Here is an 18,670-nt window from a genome sequence, read left to right as displayed (position 1 = left end):
GCGTCAGTCTTTCTTGAGTTTTGATGTGGCCTCGGCAAGGCGGGTCATCGCCTTGTCCAAAACCTCGGCAGAGGTGGCCGTCGATAAGCGGAAATAGGGCGACATCTCATAGGCGCTGCCGGGCACGGCGGCGATACCTGCGGCGTCCAGCAGATAGGCGGCAAAGTCGATGTCGCCCGCAATCACTTTGCCTTCCGGAGTTTGGCCCCCAATGAACGCGGCGCAGCCAATATAGGCATAGAAAGCGCCGCCCGGTGCGTCGAGTGTCAGACCCTCAATCTGCGCGATCCGGTCCACCACCAGATTGCGGCGGGCCTCGAACGCGGCGTTGAACCGGCGCACGTCGTCTTGGGGGCCGTTCAAGGCGGCGACTGCGGCGGCCTGCGCAATGGTGCAGGGTCCAGAGCTGATCTGCGACTGCACCTTGGTCATTGCGGCAATCAAGGGCGCAGGTCCGCCCGCGTAGCCGATCCGCCAACCGGTCATGGCATAGGCTTTGGAAACGCCGTTGACAGTCAGCGTGCGATCCCTGAGATCCGGACATGCGGCGGCAAAGGACAGGAAATTGCGCCCGTCAAACAGGATGTGTTCATAGATCTCATCAGACAGGATCAAAACCCGAGGATGATCGCGCAGCACTGCGGCCAAGGCGCGTAAGGCATCATCATCATAGGTTGCGCCCGCCGGATTGGATGGGCTGTTGAGAATGATCCAGCGGGTCTTGGGCGTGATCGCATCCTCCAGCGCCTTAGGCGTCAGGCAGAATCCCTCCTCGGCCCTGGTTTTGACCGTGACCGGCACGCCGCCCAGGATCAGCACCATATCCTTGTATTGACCAAAATAGGGCGCACAAAGCACCACCTCGTCACCCGGCTCCAACGTTGCCATCAGTGCATCGAAAATGACCTGTTTTGCGCCATTGCTGACAATCACATCAGTCTCTGCCGCATAATCCAGACCGTTTTCGCGGGCAAACTTGGCCGAGACCGCCTGCCGCGCCGCCAATGTACCTTGGGTGGGCGGATAACGGGTGTCTCCGGCAAGAGCAGCCTGATGGGCGGCCTCAATGATATGGGCAGGCGTGTCAAAATCCGGCTCGCCCAAACCCAGATCAATCACATCGCGTCCTGCGGCCTTGGCGGCTTTCGCAGCTTGACTGACGGCGGCGGATGCCGACGGTTTCACTGTGGCAAGACGGGCGGCGGCATAGGTCATTTGAGCTGGCCTTTCACCTCTGCCAACAAGGCATCGCTGGCCTTGGCCAACAGGCCGGTGTCACTGCCGCAGGCGACAAAAGTGAACCCGTCATTGAGCAATTTGGCGGCAAAAGCCGGATCGGAAACCAAAGTGCCAACAGGCATGCCCTTGTCTATCAACCGCTGCGCAACGGGCATGATTTTCGACCAAACCGCATCATCCATCGGTTTGCCCAGCAGGCCCATGTCGGCGGCAATATCGGCAGGCCCAAAGAAGATCCCGCTGACACCGTCCACGGCGGCGATGTCTTCGGCCTGTTCAAGCGCGGAGGCGGTTTCGATCTGCAACAGAACCGTGGTTTCATCCGCAACCTTGGCGAAATAATCTCCCACACGGCCAAATTTGTTGGCCCGCGTGTTGCCCGACACACCGCGCATCCCCAGTGGTGGATAGCGGGTCGCGGCGACTGCTCGTTGCGCTTCCTCGACCGTTTGGATCATCGGAAACAACAGCCCCTGCACACCCATATCGAGGAGGCGCTTGACGATCACGGGATCATTCCATTCGGGCCGCACAATGGCAGTCGTTTGGCAGGAAGCAAAAACCTGCAATTGGCCCAGAACGCTAAAGTAGTCGTTGGGCGAATGTTCCATATCAATCAGTGCCCAGTCATAGCCGCTTGGCGCAGTGACCTCGGCGGCAAAGGCGCTGGCGAAACTGATCCAGAGGCCAAGCTGCTTTTGCCCAGCGGCAATGGCGTGGGTAAAGGGGTTTTGTTCAAGCTCCATCAGATCACTGCCTTTTCGCTGACCGGGCGATTTTGCCCGATACGTTCAAAATGAAATTCGCTGAGGTCGAGGGTCTTGTATGTACCATGCAACATGATCTCGGCCGTGCCGCGCCCCATGGCCGGGGATTGCTGCAATCCATGGCCCGAAAAGCCATTGATGAAAAAGAAATTGGACACCTCGTCATGCGGACCCAAGATCGCATTCTGATCAAAGGTGTTATAGGCGTAGTGGCCCACCCATTCGCTTTGCACCTTGATCGCTTCAAATTGCGGGATACGGGTGGCGATGGTCGGCCAGATGTGGTTTTCCCAGATCGAGAAATCCATGGCGAAGTCATCGTAATCCACCCCCGGATCGACGTCTGCGTGACCGCCCGCCATATAGGTGCCGCCGCCAACCTCGCGGAAATGCACGCCAGAGGGATCAATTGTAAGGGGCAATTCGCGATCCAGCGGTTTCTCCGCCGCGAAAATCCAGGTGAAGCGTTTGCGCGGCTCGACCGGTATTTCGATACCGGCCATGCGGCTGGTGCGCACCGCACGCGGGCCGGAGGCATTCAACAGCTTGCCACAGGCCACAACCTCGCCCGACGCCAGCGTGACGGATTCCACAACGGTGCCTGCCGCGTTCTTGGTGATTGAGACAACCTCATTCTGGAGATATTCCACACCGTTTCTCTTTGCGCCACGGCGCAGACAATCGAAAACGGCGGTGCCATCCCAATAGCCCTCGTCAACGGTGTTGATCGACCCCAGCACCACGTCGTCGAGATTATAAAACGGGTAGGCCTCGGCAATCTCATCACGGCCGAGCAACCGAGTGGCAGCGCCGGCGGCAAGCTGAATTTTCTGGTTTTGACGCAGGGTTTTGGCAAAGCTTTCAGTGTCGGCCAAATAGAGATAACCAAAACTTTGGATCGTCAATTTCGGCACATTGTCATCACCGCCCATGTGATCGCGCAGGTTCTTGATAAAGTCTGCGCCAAACTGGGACACCTTCACGTTGAGGCTGGTTGAAAACTGCTGCCGGATGCAGGAATTCGTATGCATGGTAGAGGCGTTTTGATAGGTGGGGTCGCGTTCCACCACCAGAATGCGCCCGTCAAAGCTGGCGTCATTGGACAGAAACCAAGCAGCCGATGATCCCATAATGGCACCGCCGACAATCACTACGTCATAGTTCTGATGAGCAGGGGCTTGCAGTTTGCTCATGCCAGATTCTTTCCCTTGCTGATGGCCGCTTGGACGGCGGCGATGTCTTCGGCGCTGAGTCCATAGTCTTTTGCGGCGGTTTCGGCAGAGATATAGCCGCGTGCCAGATCGCGTTTGACCAGCGCCGGATCACGCTCGGACGGATCGCCGTAGCCAGCACCCCCGGGGAAGGCCATCATTACCTTGCGCCCATGGGGCACAAATTGTTTGCCCTTGCCGTTCATCGCGGTGCCGTCATCCTGCGCGATGGTGGTTGGTGCGCCGGATGCACCGCCCCGGCGGCCACGGGCCGGATGATCGACCCTGTCAAACATCGCCTGAATGTCAAATTCATAGCCTTCCTGCGCGCCCACTTCCATGTACTGGCCCAGACCGCCGCGCTGTTTACCCGCGCCGCCGCTGTCCGGGCGCAGTTCCTTGCGCCAGATGATCACGGGACCGACATGTTCCGTGGCCTCCACTGGCATGGTCATCACGCCCGAGGGGAAGGCCGTGGCGTTCAGCCCGTCATGCTCAGGACGCGCGCCCGATCCGCCGGAGTTGAAGGTCAGCACCTCGGACCGTCTGGCCCCCTTGGGCGCGGGGCCATCGCTGCGCGGGCGCAGGGAGACCTGGAAGTTGCACAGGCACCCGGCCCCTTCGGCAGGCACCAGATCCGGCAGGATCTTGTCGAGCGCGTCGTAAACCGTATCGGGCACAAAATGCCCCACGATGTGGCGCAGCGCCACTGGCGCGGGGTGCACGGCATTTACGATGGTGTCTTCGGGCGCGGTGATCTCAAACGGGGCCAACGAGGCCGCGTTGTTCGGGATCTCCGGCGCAATGGCGCATTTTAGCGCATAGCAGGCATAGGCCTTGGTATAGACCAGAGGGCAGTTGATACCTTTCTTGTCCACCCCGGAGGTGCCGGTGAAATCCGACAGGATCCGGTCCTCTTCGATGCTGACCTTGACCTTGAGCGTAATCGGCGTGGCAAAGCCATCCACCGTCATTTCACCAGAGGCGGATTTGCGCGGCAGGGCATTGATCCGCTCCAGCGTGGCACGGCGGGAGTTTTCGAGGATGAAGCTGCCGATGCCATCCAGATCATCGAGGTCGAATTCCTCCATCATCTCAACCAACCGGCGATGGCCGATCTCGTTGCAGGTGGTCAGGGCAAAGATGTCACCAACCAATTGATCCGGCTCGCGCACATTGCCGCGGATGATCCGCACCAGCGTTTCATCCACCTCACCGCCAGCGGCGAATTTCATGATCGGGATGTACAGCCCCTCTTCATAGACACTGGCCGCATCCGCCCCAAAGCCGCGCCCGCCGATGTCCACGATATGCGCGGTGCAGGCAAAGAACCCCACAAGAACGCCCTTATAAAACGAGGGCGTGACCATGGTGATGTCATGCAAATGGCCGGTGCCCTCCCAAGGATCGTTGGTGATGTAAACATCCCCTTCGATGATGTTCTGGCGCCCGATGCGGCGGATGAAATGCGCGACCGCGTCGGCCATCGCGTTGACGTGCCCCGGCGTGCCGGTGACCGCCTGGGCCAGCATTTTGCCATGGGTGTCATAGACCCCTGCCGACAGATCGCCCGCCTCGCGTACGGAGGTGGAGAACGCCGTCCGAACCAAGGCCTGCGCCTGTTCTTCAACGACGGAAATCAGGCGGTTCCACATGACCTGATAGGCGACGTTTGAATGTTGCTTTGCCATGGGATTACCCTTTCACACTGACGTCGATGCAGCCGTCGGGCTGGCGGATAGCCTTGCGGCTGGAGGGGATGATGATGGTGGTTTCATCCTCTGTCACGGCGGCAGGGCCAGCGATCTCTGCCCCCTCGGACATTTGATCGCGCAAGACCACGGCGGCATCCTGATAAGCAGACTTGGCCGGGTCAAACATCTGGCGGCGTCCGGCAATCGGCGCAGCGCCCGCCGGGGTGGCCATCGCGATTTGCGCCACCTGTTCGGGCGGCGTTGTGGCATTGACGGACCAAACCGTGATCTCGATATCAAGTCCGGTCACCTTACGGCCGAACAGTTTGACATAATCCTCTTCGAACCGTGCCTCAAAGGTGCCGGCGTCGGGATTCATCGCTTGATCTTCGGTCAGAACAATCGGGATCTCCCAGCCCTGCCCGGCATAGCGCATGTAAACCTTGAACTCGGACAGGATCGGCGCATCTGCGTCGCAATTGCGAACAAATCCGGTGGCCTCGGCCTTGAGCTCCGACAACAGCCTTTGGATCTTGGGACCGTCAAAATCCGACAGCTTCATATAGACAGAGCGGTTCGCCTCAAAGCTGAAAGGCGCACGCAAGAACCCGATGGCAGACCCAACACCGGCCCCCGGCGGCACCAGCAGGCGGTCTACGCCCAGTTTCTCGCAAAGCCGACCGGCATGCAGCGGAGCCGCGCCGCCAAAGGCGATCATCGTATATTCGCTGAGGTCTTCGCCATTCTCAACCGCGTGCACACGGGCGGCATTGGCCATGTTTTCATCTACCACTTCGGCCAGACCAAAAGCGGCGGTGGCGGCGTCCATATCCAGAACCTCGCCCAGAACGCTGGACAGCGCCCCTTCTGAATTGGCGGTTTCGAGCTTGATCGACCCACCGGCAAAATTGTCCGGGTCGAGCTTGCCCAGCACCAGATCGGCGTCCGTCACGGCAGGTTTGTCGCCGCCCCGCCCATAGCAAGCCGGTCCCGGTTCGGAACCTGCGCTTTCGGGACCAACGCGGATCTGGCGCATGCTGTCCACATGGGCCAGGCTGCCACCGCCTGCGCCGATCTCGACCATGTCGATCACCGGGATGGATATCGGCATCCCCGACCCTTTCTTGAAACGGTAGGTCCGCGCCACTTCGAACACCCGACTGGTTTTTGGGGTCTGGTTCTTGATCAGGCAGATCTTGGCCGTTGTGCCGCCCATGTCGAATGACAATACCTTGTCCAACCCATACCGCGCCGCGATATGGGCCGCAAAAACCGCGCCACCTGCGGGGCCGGATTCAACCAGACGCACAGGGAACTCAGCCGCGTTTTCGATCGAGATGATCCCGCCGCCCGAATGCATCAGGAAGATGTTGCAGCTCACCCCCTCATCGCGCAGACGCCCTTCAAGACGGCCCAGATAGGACTTCATCAAGGGTTTGATATAGGCGTTGGCGACCACGGTGTTGAACCGCTCATATTCGCGCATCTGAGGGGAGACTTCACAAGACAATGAAATCATCGCGTCTGGCATTTTCTCGGCCACGACCTCAGCCACCATGCGTTCGTGATCGCCGTTGAGATAGGAATGCATCAGGCCGATGGCGACACTGTCATAGCCCGCCGCGGCAATCTGATCGACCACATCTTCAACCGCCGCACGGTCCAACGCGATCAGCACATGACCACGCGCATCGACCCGTTCCGGCACCGTAAAGCGCGACTGACGCGGCAAAAGCGGTTCCGGCAGGTTGAGGTTGAGATCATATTGCTCGAACCGGCTTTCGGTGCGCATCTCGATCACATCACGGAAGCCTTGGGTGGTGATCAGCGCCGTCTTGGCCCCGCGCCGTTCGATCAGCGCATTCGTGGCCAGGGTTGTGCCATGGATGATCTGGCCAATGTCCGCCGGGATGATCCCGGCCTTGGCGCAAACCTGATGCATGCCGTCAATGATAGCATTTTCCGGAGCCGCGTAGGTGGTCAGCACCTTGGTGGAAAAGGGGCTGCCGTTCACTTCAAGCACCACATCGGTAAAGGTGCCGCCAATGTCTACGCCCAGTCGAATCGAATTCTCTGTCATCTGTCCAACCTGAATGATTTGCCGCAGGGTAGCGGCGCGGAGCAGATCACATCAAATTCTTATTTCCGATATGAGTGATAGATTTTTGTGATCCACTAGCGATCACAAGATCACCGCCTCCGCCTCGCGGGCGATGTAATCCTTTGAGATTTGCCCGGCGATGGCGGCGGCGACTTCGACATAACGCGCCACTTTGCCCGCCTGATAACGGGCAGCAAAGCGCAACGGTGCCGGGGTCCAGTCGACCCGCAATTGGCGCAGTGGTGCGCCGCCTGCCTCCGCCGTGACCAAAGCCCTGGGGAGGACCGCAACGCCAAGACCATCGCGGGCCATTTTCACACAGGACGACAGGCTGTTTGACGGCACAATCCGCCCTTTTGGAAGCCCTTGCCGGTCGGCGTATTCATTCAGCGCTATGGAAGCTTGGGTGTCTCGGGCCGGGGTCAGGATGCCTGCCTCTAGCAGATCACCAATGCCGTATTGCTGCCCCTCGTCAAAGGTCAATGATGCGCCGCACACCCAGATATAGGGATATTGCCCCAATTCAGTGATCCCCGTGGCGCTGGATGAGAAAGGCGCGGTCTGGATCGCCAGATCCACCGCGTTCTTGGTCAGGGCAATATCGAGATTTCGAGATAGATCCACAGTCAACTCAACGCTCACGCTGGGATAAGCGTCCTTGAGACTAAGCAGGAAACTGTGCAGCCAAGTGCAGGCCACCAGTTCGGTCACGCCAAGGCGCAGTCGGTCCTGAATGAGGTCGGGCCGCTTTGCCACCGTGATCAGCCCCTCGGCCTCATGCAGCACCCGGCGGGCCGCTTGCACGATCTCGGTGCCTTTGTCAGTCAGTTGCACCGATCCTGCATTGCGCAGCATCAACGTGACGCCCAAGGTCGCTTCGATACCAGCAATCCGCGCCGATATATTCGGCTGTGTGGTGTTGAGATGTGCCGCAGCTTTGCGGAAACTGCCCAAATCGGCCACCCAGATCAGGGCTTCAAGTTGTTTGAGGGTAAAGGTGTTACCGATCATCGCGGAGCCTTGCATTCGAGGGGCGGCGGATGCCTTTGCCCAGACAAGCCTTTGGTGGCAGGCAAAGTCAACTGCGCCTGCGCTATCGCTTGATTAATCCTGAACAACCCATCATATTCATACTATCGAATTTTTGCGGAGGTATCAGATGGCGCTTTCTCGACGCGGTTTTGTGGCAGGTGGGGCGGGCCTGATGGCAGGCGCGGCATTTGGCCTCCGCCCCGCCCCTGCTTTTGCACAGATTGATCTGGGGCCCATCCATCTGGACGTGGTCAGCGATGGGTCTTTGACCCTGCCGGGCGGTTTCATTTTTGATCCGATGCCGCAGGATGAACTGGCCCCGATCATCGAACGTTTCAATCTGTCTGCGGATGTTCTCACGCCGCCGTGCAATGTCACATTGATGCGCAACGGGGACCGCGTGGTCCTGTTCGATGTTGGGTCCGGCCCGGATTTCGCCCCCAATGCCGGCACGCTTTTGACATCGCTTGAGGCGCTTGACGTTACCCCCGAGGACGTGACCGATGTGGTCTTCACCCATGCCCATCCGGATCACCTTTGGGGGCTATTGGATGATTTTGACGATCCATTGTTCAGCAATGCAAGCTACATGATCGGGCAGGCCGAGTGGGATTACTGGATGGATCCCAACACCGTCGGCACCATCGGCGACGCGCGGGCCTCTTTTGCCGTGGGGGCACAGCGACGGCTTGAGATGATCGAAGACAACATCGCCTTTTTCAAAGATGGCCAAGAGATCCTGCCCGGCGTTGCGGCGCGGGCCACCTTTGGCCACACGCCCGGCCATATGGCCTTTGAGGTGCGATCGGGCAGCAATGCCGTGATGATCCTTGGCGATTGTATCGGCAATCACCACGTCGCTTTTGCCCGGCCCGATTGGCGATCAGGGTCAGATCAGGATCAGGATCAGGCAGCCCAAACCCGCGTGGCGCTGCTGGATCAGCTGGCCGCCGAACAGATGCAGGTCATCGGTTACCACCTGCCGCAAGGCGCAGGATATGTCGAAAGAGGCTCAGACGGTTACACATTTACAGGACAGATATAATGCTGCGTTCATTGCTTATCTCCACATGCATTTTGGCCGGGGCCGCGCAGGCCAGCGAGGACATACCGGATCAATATCCCGGCTCCTTGCTGTACTCCAAACCGGTGGAATTCATTCCCGGTGTTTACTCGGCCATCGGCGCAACCGCCCCGCCGACCTATGAAAACGCCGGACACAACAACAACCTCAGCTTTATTGTGACAGGCGACGGCGTTGTGGTGATCAATGGTGGCGCGTCCTACCTTCTGGCCGAAGCACTGCACAAAGAGATCAAGGCGCTGACCGATGAACCGGTCAAGCTGGTGCTGAATGAAAACGGTCAGGGGCATGCGATGCTGGGCAATTCCTATTGGTCCGATCAAGGCGTCAAGATTGTCGCCCATGCGGATGCTGCCCTTGAGATTGAGGAGTTTGGTGGCGCCAGCCTGCGGGCGCATCAGAACCGACTGCTTGAACGTGCCGATCAGACCCGTGTTGTGATGCCGGATGAGACATTTGAAGACAGCTATCCGATTTCCATGGGTGGCATGGAGATCGAGGCGCGGTATCTTGGGCCGGCCCACAGCCCCGGTGATATCGTCGTCTGGTTGCCAGCGCAAAGTCTGGTGATTTCCGGCGATATGGCGTTTCACGAACGGATGCTGCCGATCTTTGAACACACCTATACCGCCGATTGGCTGGAGACTTGGGACACCGAATTTGAAGCATTGGGCGCGACCTATGTGATCCCCGGCCATGGCCATCCGACCAACATGGATCAGGTGCGCCGCTATACCAAAGGGTATCTGGAATACCTGCGAGAAAAAGTTGGGGCGCATCTGGACGCGGGCGGTGATCTGGCCGAAGCCTATTATGTGGACCAATCGCCCTATGCGCATCTTGATACGTTCGAGGAACTGGCGACCAAGAATGCAGGCCGCGTCTACGAACAGATGGAATTTGAATAAGGTCTGATGGCCGCCTGCCCCTCAGGCGGCCACGACCACACGGCGGCGCAGCAATGTATGTGTCGCCATTGCCCCCAGCCACATGCAGAAGACGGCGACCCATGCCGTGATCGCAAAGATCGACCCGCCCGACATGCCCGCGCCCACCGCGCAGCCTCCGGCCAGCATGCTGCCAAAACCCATCAAAACAGCGCCCAGCAGGTAGCGTTCCATCGGGGTGTCCGGGCCAAAACGTTCGATCCGGATTTCGCGGGTCAGCAGCGCCATCAATCCGGCCCCCGCAAAAACCCCCGGCACCAGCCCGATACCAAAGCCCAGTGGCAGGTCGGGCGCATTGACCAGCCCCATAAGGGTGTCTGTCGATGGTCCGGTGAAGGTGACAGACGATACAGGCACCACATCAAAGGAGGTTTGCGCGATTGCATAGGTCAAAGCCCAGCCTAGCGCCACGGCCGCGCCCACGCCCGCAGCAGCGAAGATGCGGCTTGGCTTGACCTGGGTGCGCCACGCCAAGATAAGCCCGCCGATCAGGGCCAGGGCCGCAACCGAAGCTGCCACAGCCGCGCTCAGCCCCAATTGGGTCAGCATGTTGCGCGCTTCTCCCCCCTCAACCAACCACAGCACCGTCAGGCTTTCACGGGCGGGCGATAACACCCCGCGCAAAGAGGCCTGTGCGACCAGCGTCAGCACCAGTCCCGTCAGGATCGCCCGCATATTGCCTGTGGCCGACAAGACCAGCAAACGGCTGGCACAGCCGCGCGCGAGGATCATCCCCACACCAAACATCAAACCGCCGATGATCGCGCCGGACATGCTGCCGGTGGCGGCAAGTTGCCTTGCGTCTGACACATCCAGAAGGCCAAGCGCCACGCCGCCCTGCACCAGCATGACCGCAGCCGAAAACGCGATCAGCCAGATCGACAACCGTGATCCAAAGCGCCCCTCGGCCACTTCCGCTGTGGCGGCGCGCAGGCAAAACTGTGAATGCTGGGCGGCCATGCCAAAGACAACACCGGTGATCGCACCGGCCATCATCAACACAGCCGGATCGCCAAAGCGGTCGATCAAAGCCTCCAACATCGGCAATCCTCGGACAGGTCAGTGGTTACAGATACGCGATCACTCGCCCACCGCTTCGCGGACGATGTCATCCAGCAGGCTTTGTACCTCCTGCATCGGCCCTTCAGGATAATTGCGATACCCGACCGAGACCTTGCCGTCCTTGTCGGTGACAAAAATGCCGTATGGACAGTGGGCGATGTTCATCGGATCGGCCTCCATCACCTTGCGGGACAGAACGGCAGAGCAGAACAAGAAGATATCGGCCCCGTCAAAAATTTTGACATCGCTGCCGACATCCGCGCCCGTGCGGTTCAGCATTTCACCCGTGTGGCTGACGTAGTCAATGACCAGCCCGCGCCCGACAATTGCACTTTCAACGCTAAACGTGGCGTCGTCAAAGCTGCCGTCAAAATCATAGGACGTGGATAATGTGTCGGCCTGCGCCGTCACCGCCATGGCGGTGGCAAACAGACCTGCGATAATTGTATTTTTCATGGATTGATCCCCTTTTCTCAGGGTCAGAATACCATAGCAGGAGGCGCGGGGCTTTGACCCTGATCAAAGCCCCGTCCAAAACGTATCAGCCGAACATGTCTGCGGTAATGCCCGCATACCATCCTTCGGATTCCTCATAGGTGGCTTTGCGCAGATCCGCGCTTTCTCCTGTTTGGGAAATGAAGCCATCAACCTTGGCGATCTTTTCGTCCGTCGCCTCGTAGCTTGCGCCGACCTTGACCCCATCGTTGGTGTCGATGAGTGACCAGCAGGTGTTGGAGAACCGCGCCGGAAAGACCTTTGACCCGGTCAGCGCGCCGCGCACCGCATTGGCGCAAACCTTGGCTTGGCTGTTGGCAGAGAATCCGGATTTGGGCATGTCGCCCTGTTGCGATGCATCGCCCAAAACATAGATATCTGCGTCTGCCTTGGTGGACATGTCGACTGCATTGACCGGTGCCCAATTGCCATCTGTCACACCTGCGATTTCAGCGATGCGGCCCGCTTTCATCGCGGGGATGACGTTACAGACGTCCACTTTGGTTTCTTCGCCGTCTATCGTGACGGTCATGGCGTTCGGATCGACCGAAACATTGCCGCCACCGAAGTCTTCTCCGATCCAGTCGATCATGCCCTCATAGTGATTGGCCCAGCCTTCTTGAAACAGGGCCATCTTTGAGAACTTCGGCTTGGGGTCCGCAACAATGATCTTGGCCGTCGGATTGTTGTTCTTGAGGAAATGCGCGACCATCGACACCCGCTCATAAGGACCGGGCGGGCAGCGGTAAGGGTTGGGCGGCGCGACCATGGCAAATATGCCTCCTTCAGGCATTGCCATCAGCTGCGCCTTGAGCAGTTCGCTTTGTGATCCGGCCTTGTAGGCGTGCGGCATTGCATTCTGTGCAGACAGATCCCAGCCTTCAACCGCACCATCCACAAAATCAATGCCGGGGCTGAGGATCAGCTTGTCATAAGGCACGCTTCCCCCACCGGCGAGGGAAACCGTCTTGGCATCGCGGTCCACACCCACAGCCCAGTCATGCACGACATTCACGCCGCCTGCGGCCAAACTGCCGTAGCTATGGCCGATGTCCTCGATGTCCTTGAACCCGCCAAGATAGAGGTTGGAGAAAAAGCAGGTGTAATACATGCGCGTGGGCTCGATCAGCGTGACGTCAATCGCACCTTTGCTGTCCTTGGCGATGTAACGCGCCGCGGTTGCGCCGCCAGCACCGCCGCCCACGACCACAACACGCGGTTTTGCATGCCCGTCAGCCAATACCATCGGCGCGGAAAGGGATGCCGTGGCCGCAGCCGTTGTCCCGATAAAATGACGTCTGTTCAGTTTCATTTTTCTTCCTCCCTGACGGACCCTATTCGAGGGCCTCAAAATATGCGGCCAATGCCGCGATCTCTTCGTCTGACAACCGGCCCGCCATCATTTGCATCACCGGATGCGGCCTGAGTTTGCGTTTGTAGGCATGCATGGCCACAACGAAATCTTCGACTGGCCAGTTGGTGATCGAGGGGATGCCTGCATCCTCTCCATCGCGCTGATGGCAGGTGGTGCAATCTCCGGCCAGATATTCACCATACTCCGGATCGCCCTGTAGCGCGAGAATTGCGGGATCAATGTCATGATCCGTTGCCGTTGCTGTTGGTTCCGCCTCGGGAAAGTTTGCCGGGTTGTCGGAAAACTGGCGCAGATAAGCCAGCAGATCTCTGCGATCGGCCGGGTCCTTGATCCCCTTGAAGTTCATCCGGGTTTTCGACACCAACGCCTTGGGATTTTCTATATAGGCGTCGAGTGTTTCTGCCGTCCAGGTCAGACCATCACTGCCCATCCGGTCCATACTTTTGGAATATCGGAAGCCTTCGATGATACCCGCCCTACGGCCAAACACTCCGTTCAACTGTGGGCCAACCCGATCTTTGGCCCCCTCTCCCACCTGATGGCAAGCTTTGCATTGCTGGAAAACCTTCGCACCGTTTACCGCATCGCCCACTTCAGTGGCAGAGGAGACCCCCGCCGCCAGAGAGGCGACGAGAAACGCAAAGAGAGTGGTGAATCGAGTGGTCACCCCGTCACTCCGCGAAGGTCTTGAGATATTCAATCACCGCCGCTTGATCCTCTTCTTTTTTCAAACCAGCGAACCCCATCTTGGTGCCCTTGAGGTATTTCTTGGGTTTGCCAAGGAAAGCCGCAAGTTCTTCGGGTGTCCAGACCAACCCACCCTCGGCTGCCGCCTCCAGGGCTTTGGAATATTTGAACCCGTCCACAGCCCCCGGCGCGCCGCCAACGATCCCGTTCAGGACCGGACCAGAGCGGTTCTTGGCCTTGGCGCCGACCTGATGGCAGGACTTACATTTTTTGAAAACCTTCTCGCCCGCCTTGGCCAATTCGGCGTCAATCGCAGGCGCGGCGGCTTCAACCGGCGCTTCTTCGGTCTCTTCCACCTTGGCTGCACTGGCTTGCGTGACTTCGGCAGTTGCTGGCTTGTCTTCTTCGGGGGTGACATCAAGAACCATGGCACGCATGGTCACTTTGACCTCTTCCTTGCAGTTTTCCATGCAAGGCTCGCCGCTCCAGATTGCGTATTCGGTTTCGGCGCGATTGTCCAAAATGAACCCGTCCGCGTTGGGCAATTCGACATCGGCAAATGTCTCATCCGAAAGTACAAAATCATCTTCGATCAGGTCGTTGGAATACAGGATGTAGGCGACAATCGCATAGACCTCGTCATCGCTGAGTGTGCCTGCGTTGCCATAGGGCATGGACCGTTTGATATAGTCAAACGCCGTGCTGAGATGCGGCCAGTAAGAACCGACCGTCTTGAGCGGGTCGTCATGATCCAGCGTGTCCGCACCGCCCGCCAGTTTAGGCCAGTTGTCGATCCCTTCGGCGAAATCCCCGTGGCAGACCGCGCATTGCTCAGCAAAGATCTCTTCGCCAACGATCGCGTCACCTGATCCGGCGGGCAGGCCGTCGCCGTTGGGGCTTACATCGCCATCCCATGCGGCAATTTCTTCGGGCAGGGCGGCGCGGCCAAGGCCGAATTTCTCGGCGGATGCGGGCGCGGCCAATCCGGTCAGCAAAGCGATCAGGGGAATGGATTTAAGAAACTTCGACATTTTCAGCCTCGCCCGTGCTGCGCACCAACCATGTCTGGATGCAGTTGTTGTGATAGATCGAATTGAGCCCGCGCACTTCGCGCAGCTGCGCCTTGGTGGGCTGCACATACCCGGTGTCATCCATGGCACGCGATTGCAGCAGCATCTCTTCCCCGTCCCAATTGGTATCGAGGTAGAAGCGGGTCAGTGCCATTTTCTCACCCGGCTTGGCCAGGCGGGCAGTTTCCCATGTCTTGCCGCCATCCTTGGAGACATCCACCCGTTTGATCGCACCGCGGCCCGACCACGCCAATCCGGTGATCACCAATGGCCCCTTGCCGTGCGTGATCGGTGCTTGCGGGCTGGGTGAGGTGACAACCGATTTTGCATCCATCGCCCATGTCCATTTGCGGCTGATGCCGTTTTCCAGCGTGTCAGTGTATTTGCTGGTCTCTTCGCGGCTTTCGACAGGGGCATCCATGACCTCGATCCGGCGGATCCATTTGACCCACATGTTGCCTTCCCAACCAGGGACAACCAGACGCACCGGATAGCCGTGCTCCTTGCGCAACGCCTCGCCGTTGGCCTTGAAGGCGACCAAGACATCATCCAGCGCCTTTTCCATCGGGATCGACCGGCCATTTGACGATGCATCTGCACCTTCGACAAACACCCATTTGTCCTTCAGATCCCCTGCCGTATCCAGACCGGCCTCTTCCAGCAGCGTGCGCAGGGGCACGCCGGTGTATTCCATGTTATGGATCATGCCATGGGTGAATTGCGCCCCGTTCAACTGAGCCCCGGCCCATTCCATCCCGGTGTTGGCCGCACATTCACAGAAATACACATGGTTCTCGCGCGGGAAACGCTCCAGATCGGCATAGGTAAAGACCAGTGGCGTATCCACCAGACCATTGATCATCAGGCGGTAATCCTGCTTTTTCAGGTCAATCGCACCGGAATGGTGCCGTTCGAACGCGCAGCCCTGCGGGGTAATCGTTCCGTCAAGGGCGTGGATCGGGGTGAAATTGATCGAACTAACGGTGTCGGCGGTCAGCCATTCCACATTGCGGCGGATCACATCGTTTTCATATTCAATTGGCAAACCGTAAGGCGTGGCGTCGACACCATCGCCCAATTCCCGCGCCCAAGGCTGAACTTCGGTGATCAGCGGATCGGGCGTGGCGGCACGGGCAGTGCCTGCGGCAATAGCGCCTGCACTGGCCGCGGCGGCCCCACGCAGAAAGGCACGGCGCGAGGGAGCGCCCGGTGTTCTTTTATCTGACATCTGTCATGTCTCCTCTGGCAGTTCGGGGGTTACGCCCCGACAACTTTCACACTGTTGTTCGGATCAAGGGATACCGTCCCCTGTTTGGCGATATGCGCCTCGACCACATCCCAGATCTGCGGCCCTTCGGTGCCCTGGTTGACCGAGGCCCAGCCTGCGACCTGATAGGTCTTGGCCGGATCGATCAACTCACCGGTTTTCAGCAAGGTCATTTCGGTGATCCGTTCGCCTTGCTTTTTGGTCACGTCAATTCGGTAACCAAGGCCGCCAACGCGCACCATATCGCCGCCCTGCTGGTAATAGGGATCGGGGTTGAACAGGTTGTCAGCGACGTCTTCGAGCACGACATGCAGGAATTCACCTGTCATCTCGGTCCGGTACGCCTCACCATAGGTCATGGACGTGACGTTCCAGATGTCCTCGCGGGTGATGTCCTGACCGGGCAGGATCGACGGCCCCCAGCGCACACCGGGGGACAGGGCGATATCCGCCTCGCGTTCCGAGATCAGTGCGTCACAGATCAGGTCGTCCCATGTGCCGTTGAAATTTCCGCGGCGGTAAAGCGTTTGGTCATCAGCCGTCTTGCCGATCACCTTGGTCAGATCGTCGAGGTATGGCGCACGTTGTTCGTCAATCAGCTTGGCCACTTCTGCATCCGGGGTGATCACATCCGAGAAGATCGGGATCAGCTTATGACGAAAGCCCATCATACGGCCATCGCGCACGTCCAGATCGACGCGGCTGACGAACTTGCCATTCGATCCCGAAGCCACAATGATCGTATCGCCCACCAACACCGGTTCGGGCAGTGCGTCATGGGTATGGCCGGACAGGATCACGTCGATGCCGGTGACAATACCTGCCATCCGCTTGTCCACGTCAAAGCCATTGTGGCTGAGGCAGACGACCAGCTCGGCCCCTTCGGCGCGAACCTGATCGACCATGTCCTGCATGTTCTCATCGCGGATGCCGAAAGCATATTCAGGGAACATCCAGCCGGGGTTGGCGATGGGCATATAGGGAAAGGCCTGGCCGATCACAGCGATCTTCACGCCGCCGCGCTCAAAGAACTTGTAGGGCGGGAACAATTCCGCCGGTTCATCCCATTCGGCGTCAAAGATGTTCTGGCCCAGCGCCGCAAAAGGCAGGCCCTCTACAATCTCGTTCACCCGGTCGGAACCCAGCGTGAACTCCCAGTGGAAGGTCATCGCGTCCGGTTTCAAGGCGTTCATGACATTGACCATGTCCTGCCCCTGGGTGTGATAGCAGGTGTAGCTGCCGTGCCATGTGTCGCCGCCGTCCAGCAGCAGGGCGTCGGGACGTTCGGCACGGATGGAATTGATCACTGTCGCAACCCGGTCCAGACCACCAACGCGACCATAGCCTTTGGCGAGGGATGCAAAATCATTGTAGGTCAGGGCATAGGCGGAGGGGCTGCCGTCCTCGATGCCATATGCGCGACGGAAGTCCGCACCAGTCAAATGGGGCACCGCGCCTTTGTTGTCGCCCACGCCGATATTTACCTCTGGCTCACGAAAATACAGTGGTTTGAGCTGGGCATGGATGTCCGTGACATGGATCAACGAGACATTCCCAAAGCTGTCAAATTCCAGCAGTTTGTCCTGTGTCAGGGCCTGTTGTGCGGCAAGTTGAGACCAATTGCCAAAGCCGGACCCGCCATAAAGGGCCGCAGCGGCCATGGAGGTTTGCAGGAAATCGCGGCGAGAAATCATAGGGTGGCTCCAGTCACGCGCACGTATGCGCATTTGTGAATTTAATAGATGCGAAAATCCCCGCGCAGCGTTCTGCGCGGGGTCATGTCTTAGTTTCGGATGGACGGTCCTTCGACGGACAGACCATTGCCGCGCGAAGCGACATAAAGCTCAAGCGCGATAAACTCGGGCGAGCCGGGCTTGTATGTCTCGGCGCGCGTGTCGCGCACGCAGCCTTTGAAACGGGCGTGGACCGCGTTCAACTTGGTGTTTTTCAAGCGGTAAACAGGAAAGCCGTTGATCTGGCCCTGGCTGAGGTGATCGGCGCGGATCATCTTGCCATAGCTGTCTTCGTGGCAATTTGCGCAAGACAGTTCCAACTGGCCCGTGCGGGTGTAGTAGAGTTCCTTGCCCTGCTCCCATGTGGATTGCGCCGGACCGTCAATGGCGACATTGATCGGCATGCCGCGAGATACAGATGCCAAGAGCGCGGTCATGTTGACCATTTTGCTTTTGGTGTACTTCCACTTTTCCGCGCCCATACGGTTTTCGCGGCAGTCGTTGATCTGCATCTCAAGGGTGCGCACCTCACCCGCCGCTTCGTTCCACTTGGGATAGACCGCCCGCACGCCGGCCATCGTTTCAGGCTCATTGTGGCAGCTTGCACAGGACTTGCCTTCGGAGCCTTCAGCGGTGTTCCAGACCTCTTCGGCCTGTTCCACAAAGATCATGCCGGGATTGTCGAAATCGTCCGCTTGCATCGCGCGGGTTTCTGTCCCGCGGAAATGCCAACCCGATATAACTTCGTCCATGACGTCCTCAAGATGCGCAGGCGCTGCTGTCCGCGTTACCATGGTGATGTCTTCATTCAGGATCAGCGTGTCATCCACCGGATCGGCAAATGCCGCCCCGCCAAATGCCATCACCGATACCGCGCAGGCCATTTGTGCCAGTCGTTTCATATGT

The 18,670-nt window shown here is 58.8% G+C and carries 16 protein-coding genes; 2 read left to right on the top strand and 14 right to left on the bottom strand.

The genetic code is table 11. The features are described 5' to 3' along the window. Positions 1-3: 3 nt before the first annotated feature. The 6 genes from JNX03_RS16620 to JNX03_RS16595 form a co-directional block, all read right to left on the bottom strand. Positions 4-1,215 (bottom strand): pyridoxal phosphate-dependent aminotransferase, encoded by a 1,212-nt coding sequence (locus JNX03_RS16620; protein WP_203210110.1) that lies wholly within the window; start codon positions 1,213-1,215, stop codon positions 4-6. Then, positions 1,212-1,985 carry an HpcH/HpaI aldolase family protein gene (locus JNX03_RS16615; protein WP_203210109.1) on the bottom strand — a complete coding sequence of 258 codons (774 nt, stop codon included), beginning with the start codon at positions 1,983-1,985 and terminating at the stop codon, positions 1,212-1,214. Before JNX03_RS16615 ends, JNX03_RS16620 begins: the two co-directional genes overlap by 4 nt. Beyond that, positions 1,985-3,199 carry an NAD(P)/FAD-dependent oxidoreductase gene (locus JNX03_RS16610; protein WP_203210108.1) on the bottom strand — a complete coding sequence of 405 codons (1,215 nt, stop codon included), beginning with the start codon at positions 3,197-3,199 and terminating at the stop codon, positions 1,985-1,987. Before JNX03_RS16610 ends, JNX03_RS16615 begins: the two co-directional genes overlap by 1 nt. Beyond that, the gene (locus JNX03_RS16605) at positions 3,196-4,908 is read right to left on the bottom strand and encodes a hydantoinase B/oxoprolinase family protein (RefSeq protein WP_203210107.1); all 1,713 of its coding nucleotides are present in this window, start codon (positions 4,906-4,908) and stop codon (positions 3,196-3,198) included. Before JNX03_RS16605 ends, JNX03_RS16610 begins: the two co-directional genes overlap by 4 nt. A 4-nt stretch (positions 4,909-4,912) precedes the next feature. Next, positions 4,913-6,991, bottom strand: a complete 2,079-nt coding sequence (locus tag JNX03_RS16600; RefSeq protein WP_203210106.1) for a hydantoinase/oxoprolinase family protein — start codon at positions 6,989-6,991, stop codon at positions 4,913-4,915. Positions 6,992-7,093: 102 nt separating this feature from the next. After that, positions 7,094-8,023, bottom strand: a complete 930-nt coding sequence (locus tag JNX03_RS16595; protein ID WP_203210105.1) for a LysR family transcriptional regulator — start codon at positions 8,021-8,023, stop codon at positions 7,094-7,096. A gap of 148 nt (positions 8,024-8,171) precedes the next feature. On the opposite strand from JNX03_RS16595, the gene JNX03_RS16590 reads away from it, so the two are divergent. Together JNX03_RS16590 and JNX03_RS16585 are read left to right on the top strand one after the other, a co-directional pair. Beyond that, positions 8,172-9,089, top strand: a complete 918-nt coding sequence (locus JNX03_RS16590) for an MBL fold metallo-hydrolase (RefSeq protein ID WP_203210104.1) — start codon at positions 8,172-8,174, stop codon at positions 9,087-9,089. Continuing rightward, positions 9,089-10,036 carry an MBL fold metallo-hydrolase gene (locus JNX03_RS16585; protein WP_203210103.1) on the top strand — a complete coding sequence of 316 codons (948 nt, stop codon included), beginning with the start codon at positions 9,089-9,091 and terminating at the stop codon, positions 10,034-10,036. The genes JNX03_RS16590 and JNX03_RS16585 overlap by 1 nt, the downstream gene beginning before the upstream one ends. A 21-nt stretch (positions 10,037-10,057) precedes the next feature. Here JNX03_RS16585 and JNX03_RS16580 read toward each other — a convergent pair whose 3' ends face one another. From JNX03_RS16580 to soxA, 8 genes are all read right to left on the bottom strand, one after another. Further along, positions 10,058-11,116, bottom strand: a complete 1,059-nt coding sequence (locus JNX03_RS16580) for a YeeE/YedE family protein (protein ID WP_203210102.1) — start codon at positions 11,114-11,116, stop codon at positions 10,058-10,060. Positions 11,117-11,155: 39 nt separating this feature from the next. Beyond that, positions 11,156-11,593 (bottom strand): DUF302 domain-containing protein, encoded by a 438-nt coding sequence (locus JNX03_RS16575; protein ID WP_203210101.1) that lies wholly within the window; start codon positions 11,591-11,593, stop codon positions 11,156-11,158. Between the two features lie 85 nt (positions 11,594-11,678). Next, positions 11,679-12,944: an NAD(P)/FAD-dependent oxidoreductase gene (locus JNX03_RS16570; protein WP_203210100.1), complete on the bottom strand. Its 1,266-nt coding sequence runs from the start codon at positions 12,942-12,944 to the stop codon at positions 11,679-11,681. A 22-nt stretch (positions 12,945-12,966) separates the two neighbouring features. After that, a complete protein-coding gene (locus tag JNX03_RS16565) occupies positions 12,967-13,674 on the bottom strand; it encodes a c-type cytochrome (RefSeq protein ID WP_203210099.1) in 708 nt (235 codons plus the stop codon). A gap of 4 nt (positions 13,675-13,678) precedes the next feature. Continuing rightward, on the bottom strand, positions 13,679-14,725 hold the full coding sequence (locus JNX03_RS16560; RefSeq protein ID WP_203210098.1) for a c-type cytochrome: 1,047 nt from the start codon (positions 14,723-14,725) through the stop codon (positions 13,679-13,681). Next, positions 14,709-15,992, bottom strand: a complete 1,284-nt coding sequence (gene soxC / locus JNX03_RS16555) for a sulfite dehydrogenase (RefSeq protein WP_203210097.1) — start codon at positions 15,990-15,992, stop codon at positions 14,709-14,711. Before soxC ends, JNX03_RS16560 begins: the two co-directional genes overlap by 17 nt. A gap of 29 nt (positions 15,993-16,021) precedes the next feature. Beyond that, positions 16,022-17,725, bottom strand: a complete 1,704-nt coding sequence (soxB, locus tag JNX03_RS16550; protein WP_203210096.1) for a thiosulfohydrolase SoxB — start codon at positions 17,723-17,725, stop codon at positions 16,022-16,024. Between the two features lie 89 nt (positions 17,726-17,814). Then, positions 17,815-18,666, bottom strand: coding sequence for a sulfur oxidation c-type cytochrome SoxA (gene soxA, locus JNX03_RS16545; RefSeq protein WP_203210095.1), 852 nt, complete (start codon positions 18,664-18,666; stop codon positions 17,815-17,817). Positions 18,667-18,670 lie beyond the last annotated feature (4 nt).

The sequence above is a fragment of the Sulfitobacter mediterraneus genome, assembly GCF_016801775.1.
In the GTDB taxonomy this organism is placed as follows: Bacteria; Pseudomonadota; Alphaproteobacteria; order Rhodobacterales; family Rhodobacteraceae; genus Sulfitobacter; species Sulfitobacter mediterraneus_A.
This window is presented reverse-complemented; position numbering and strand designations above follow the sequence as displayed.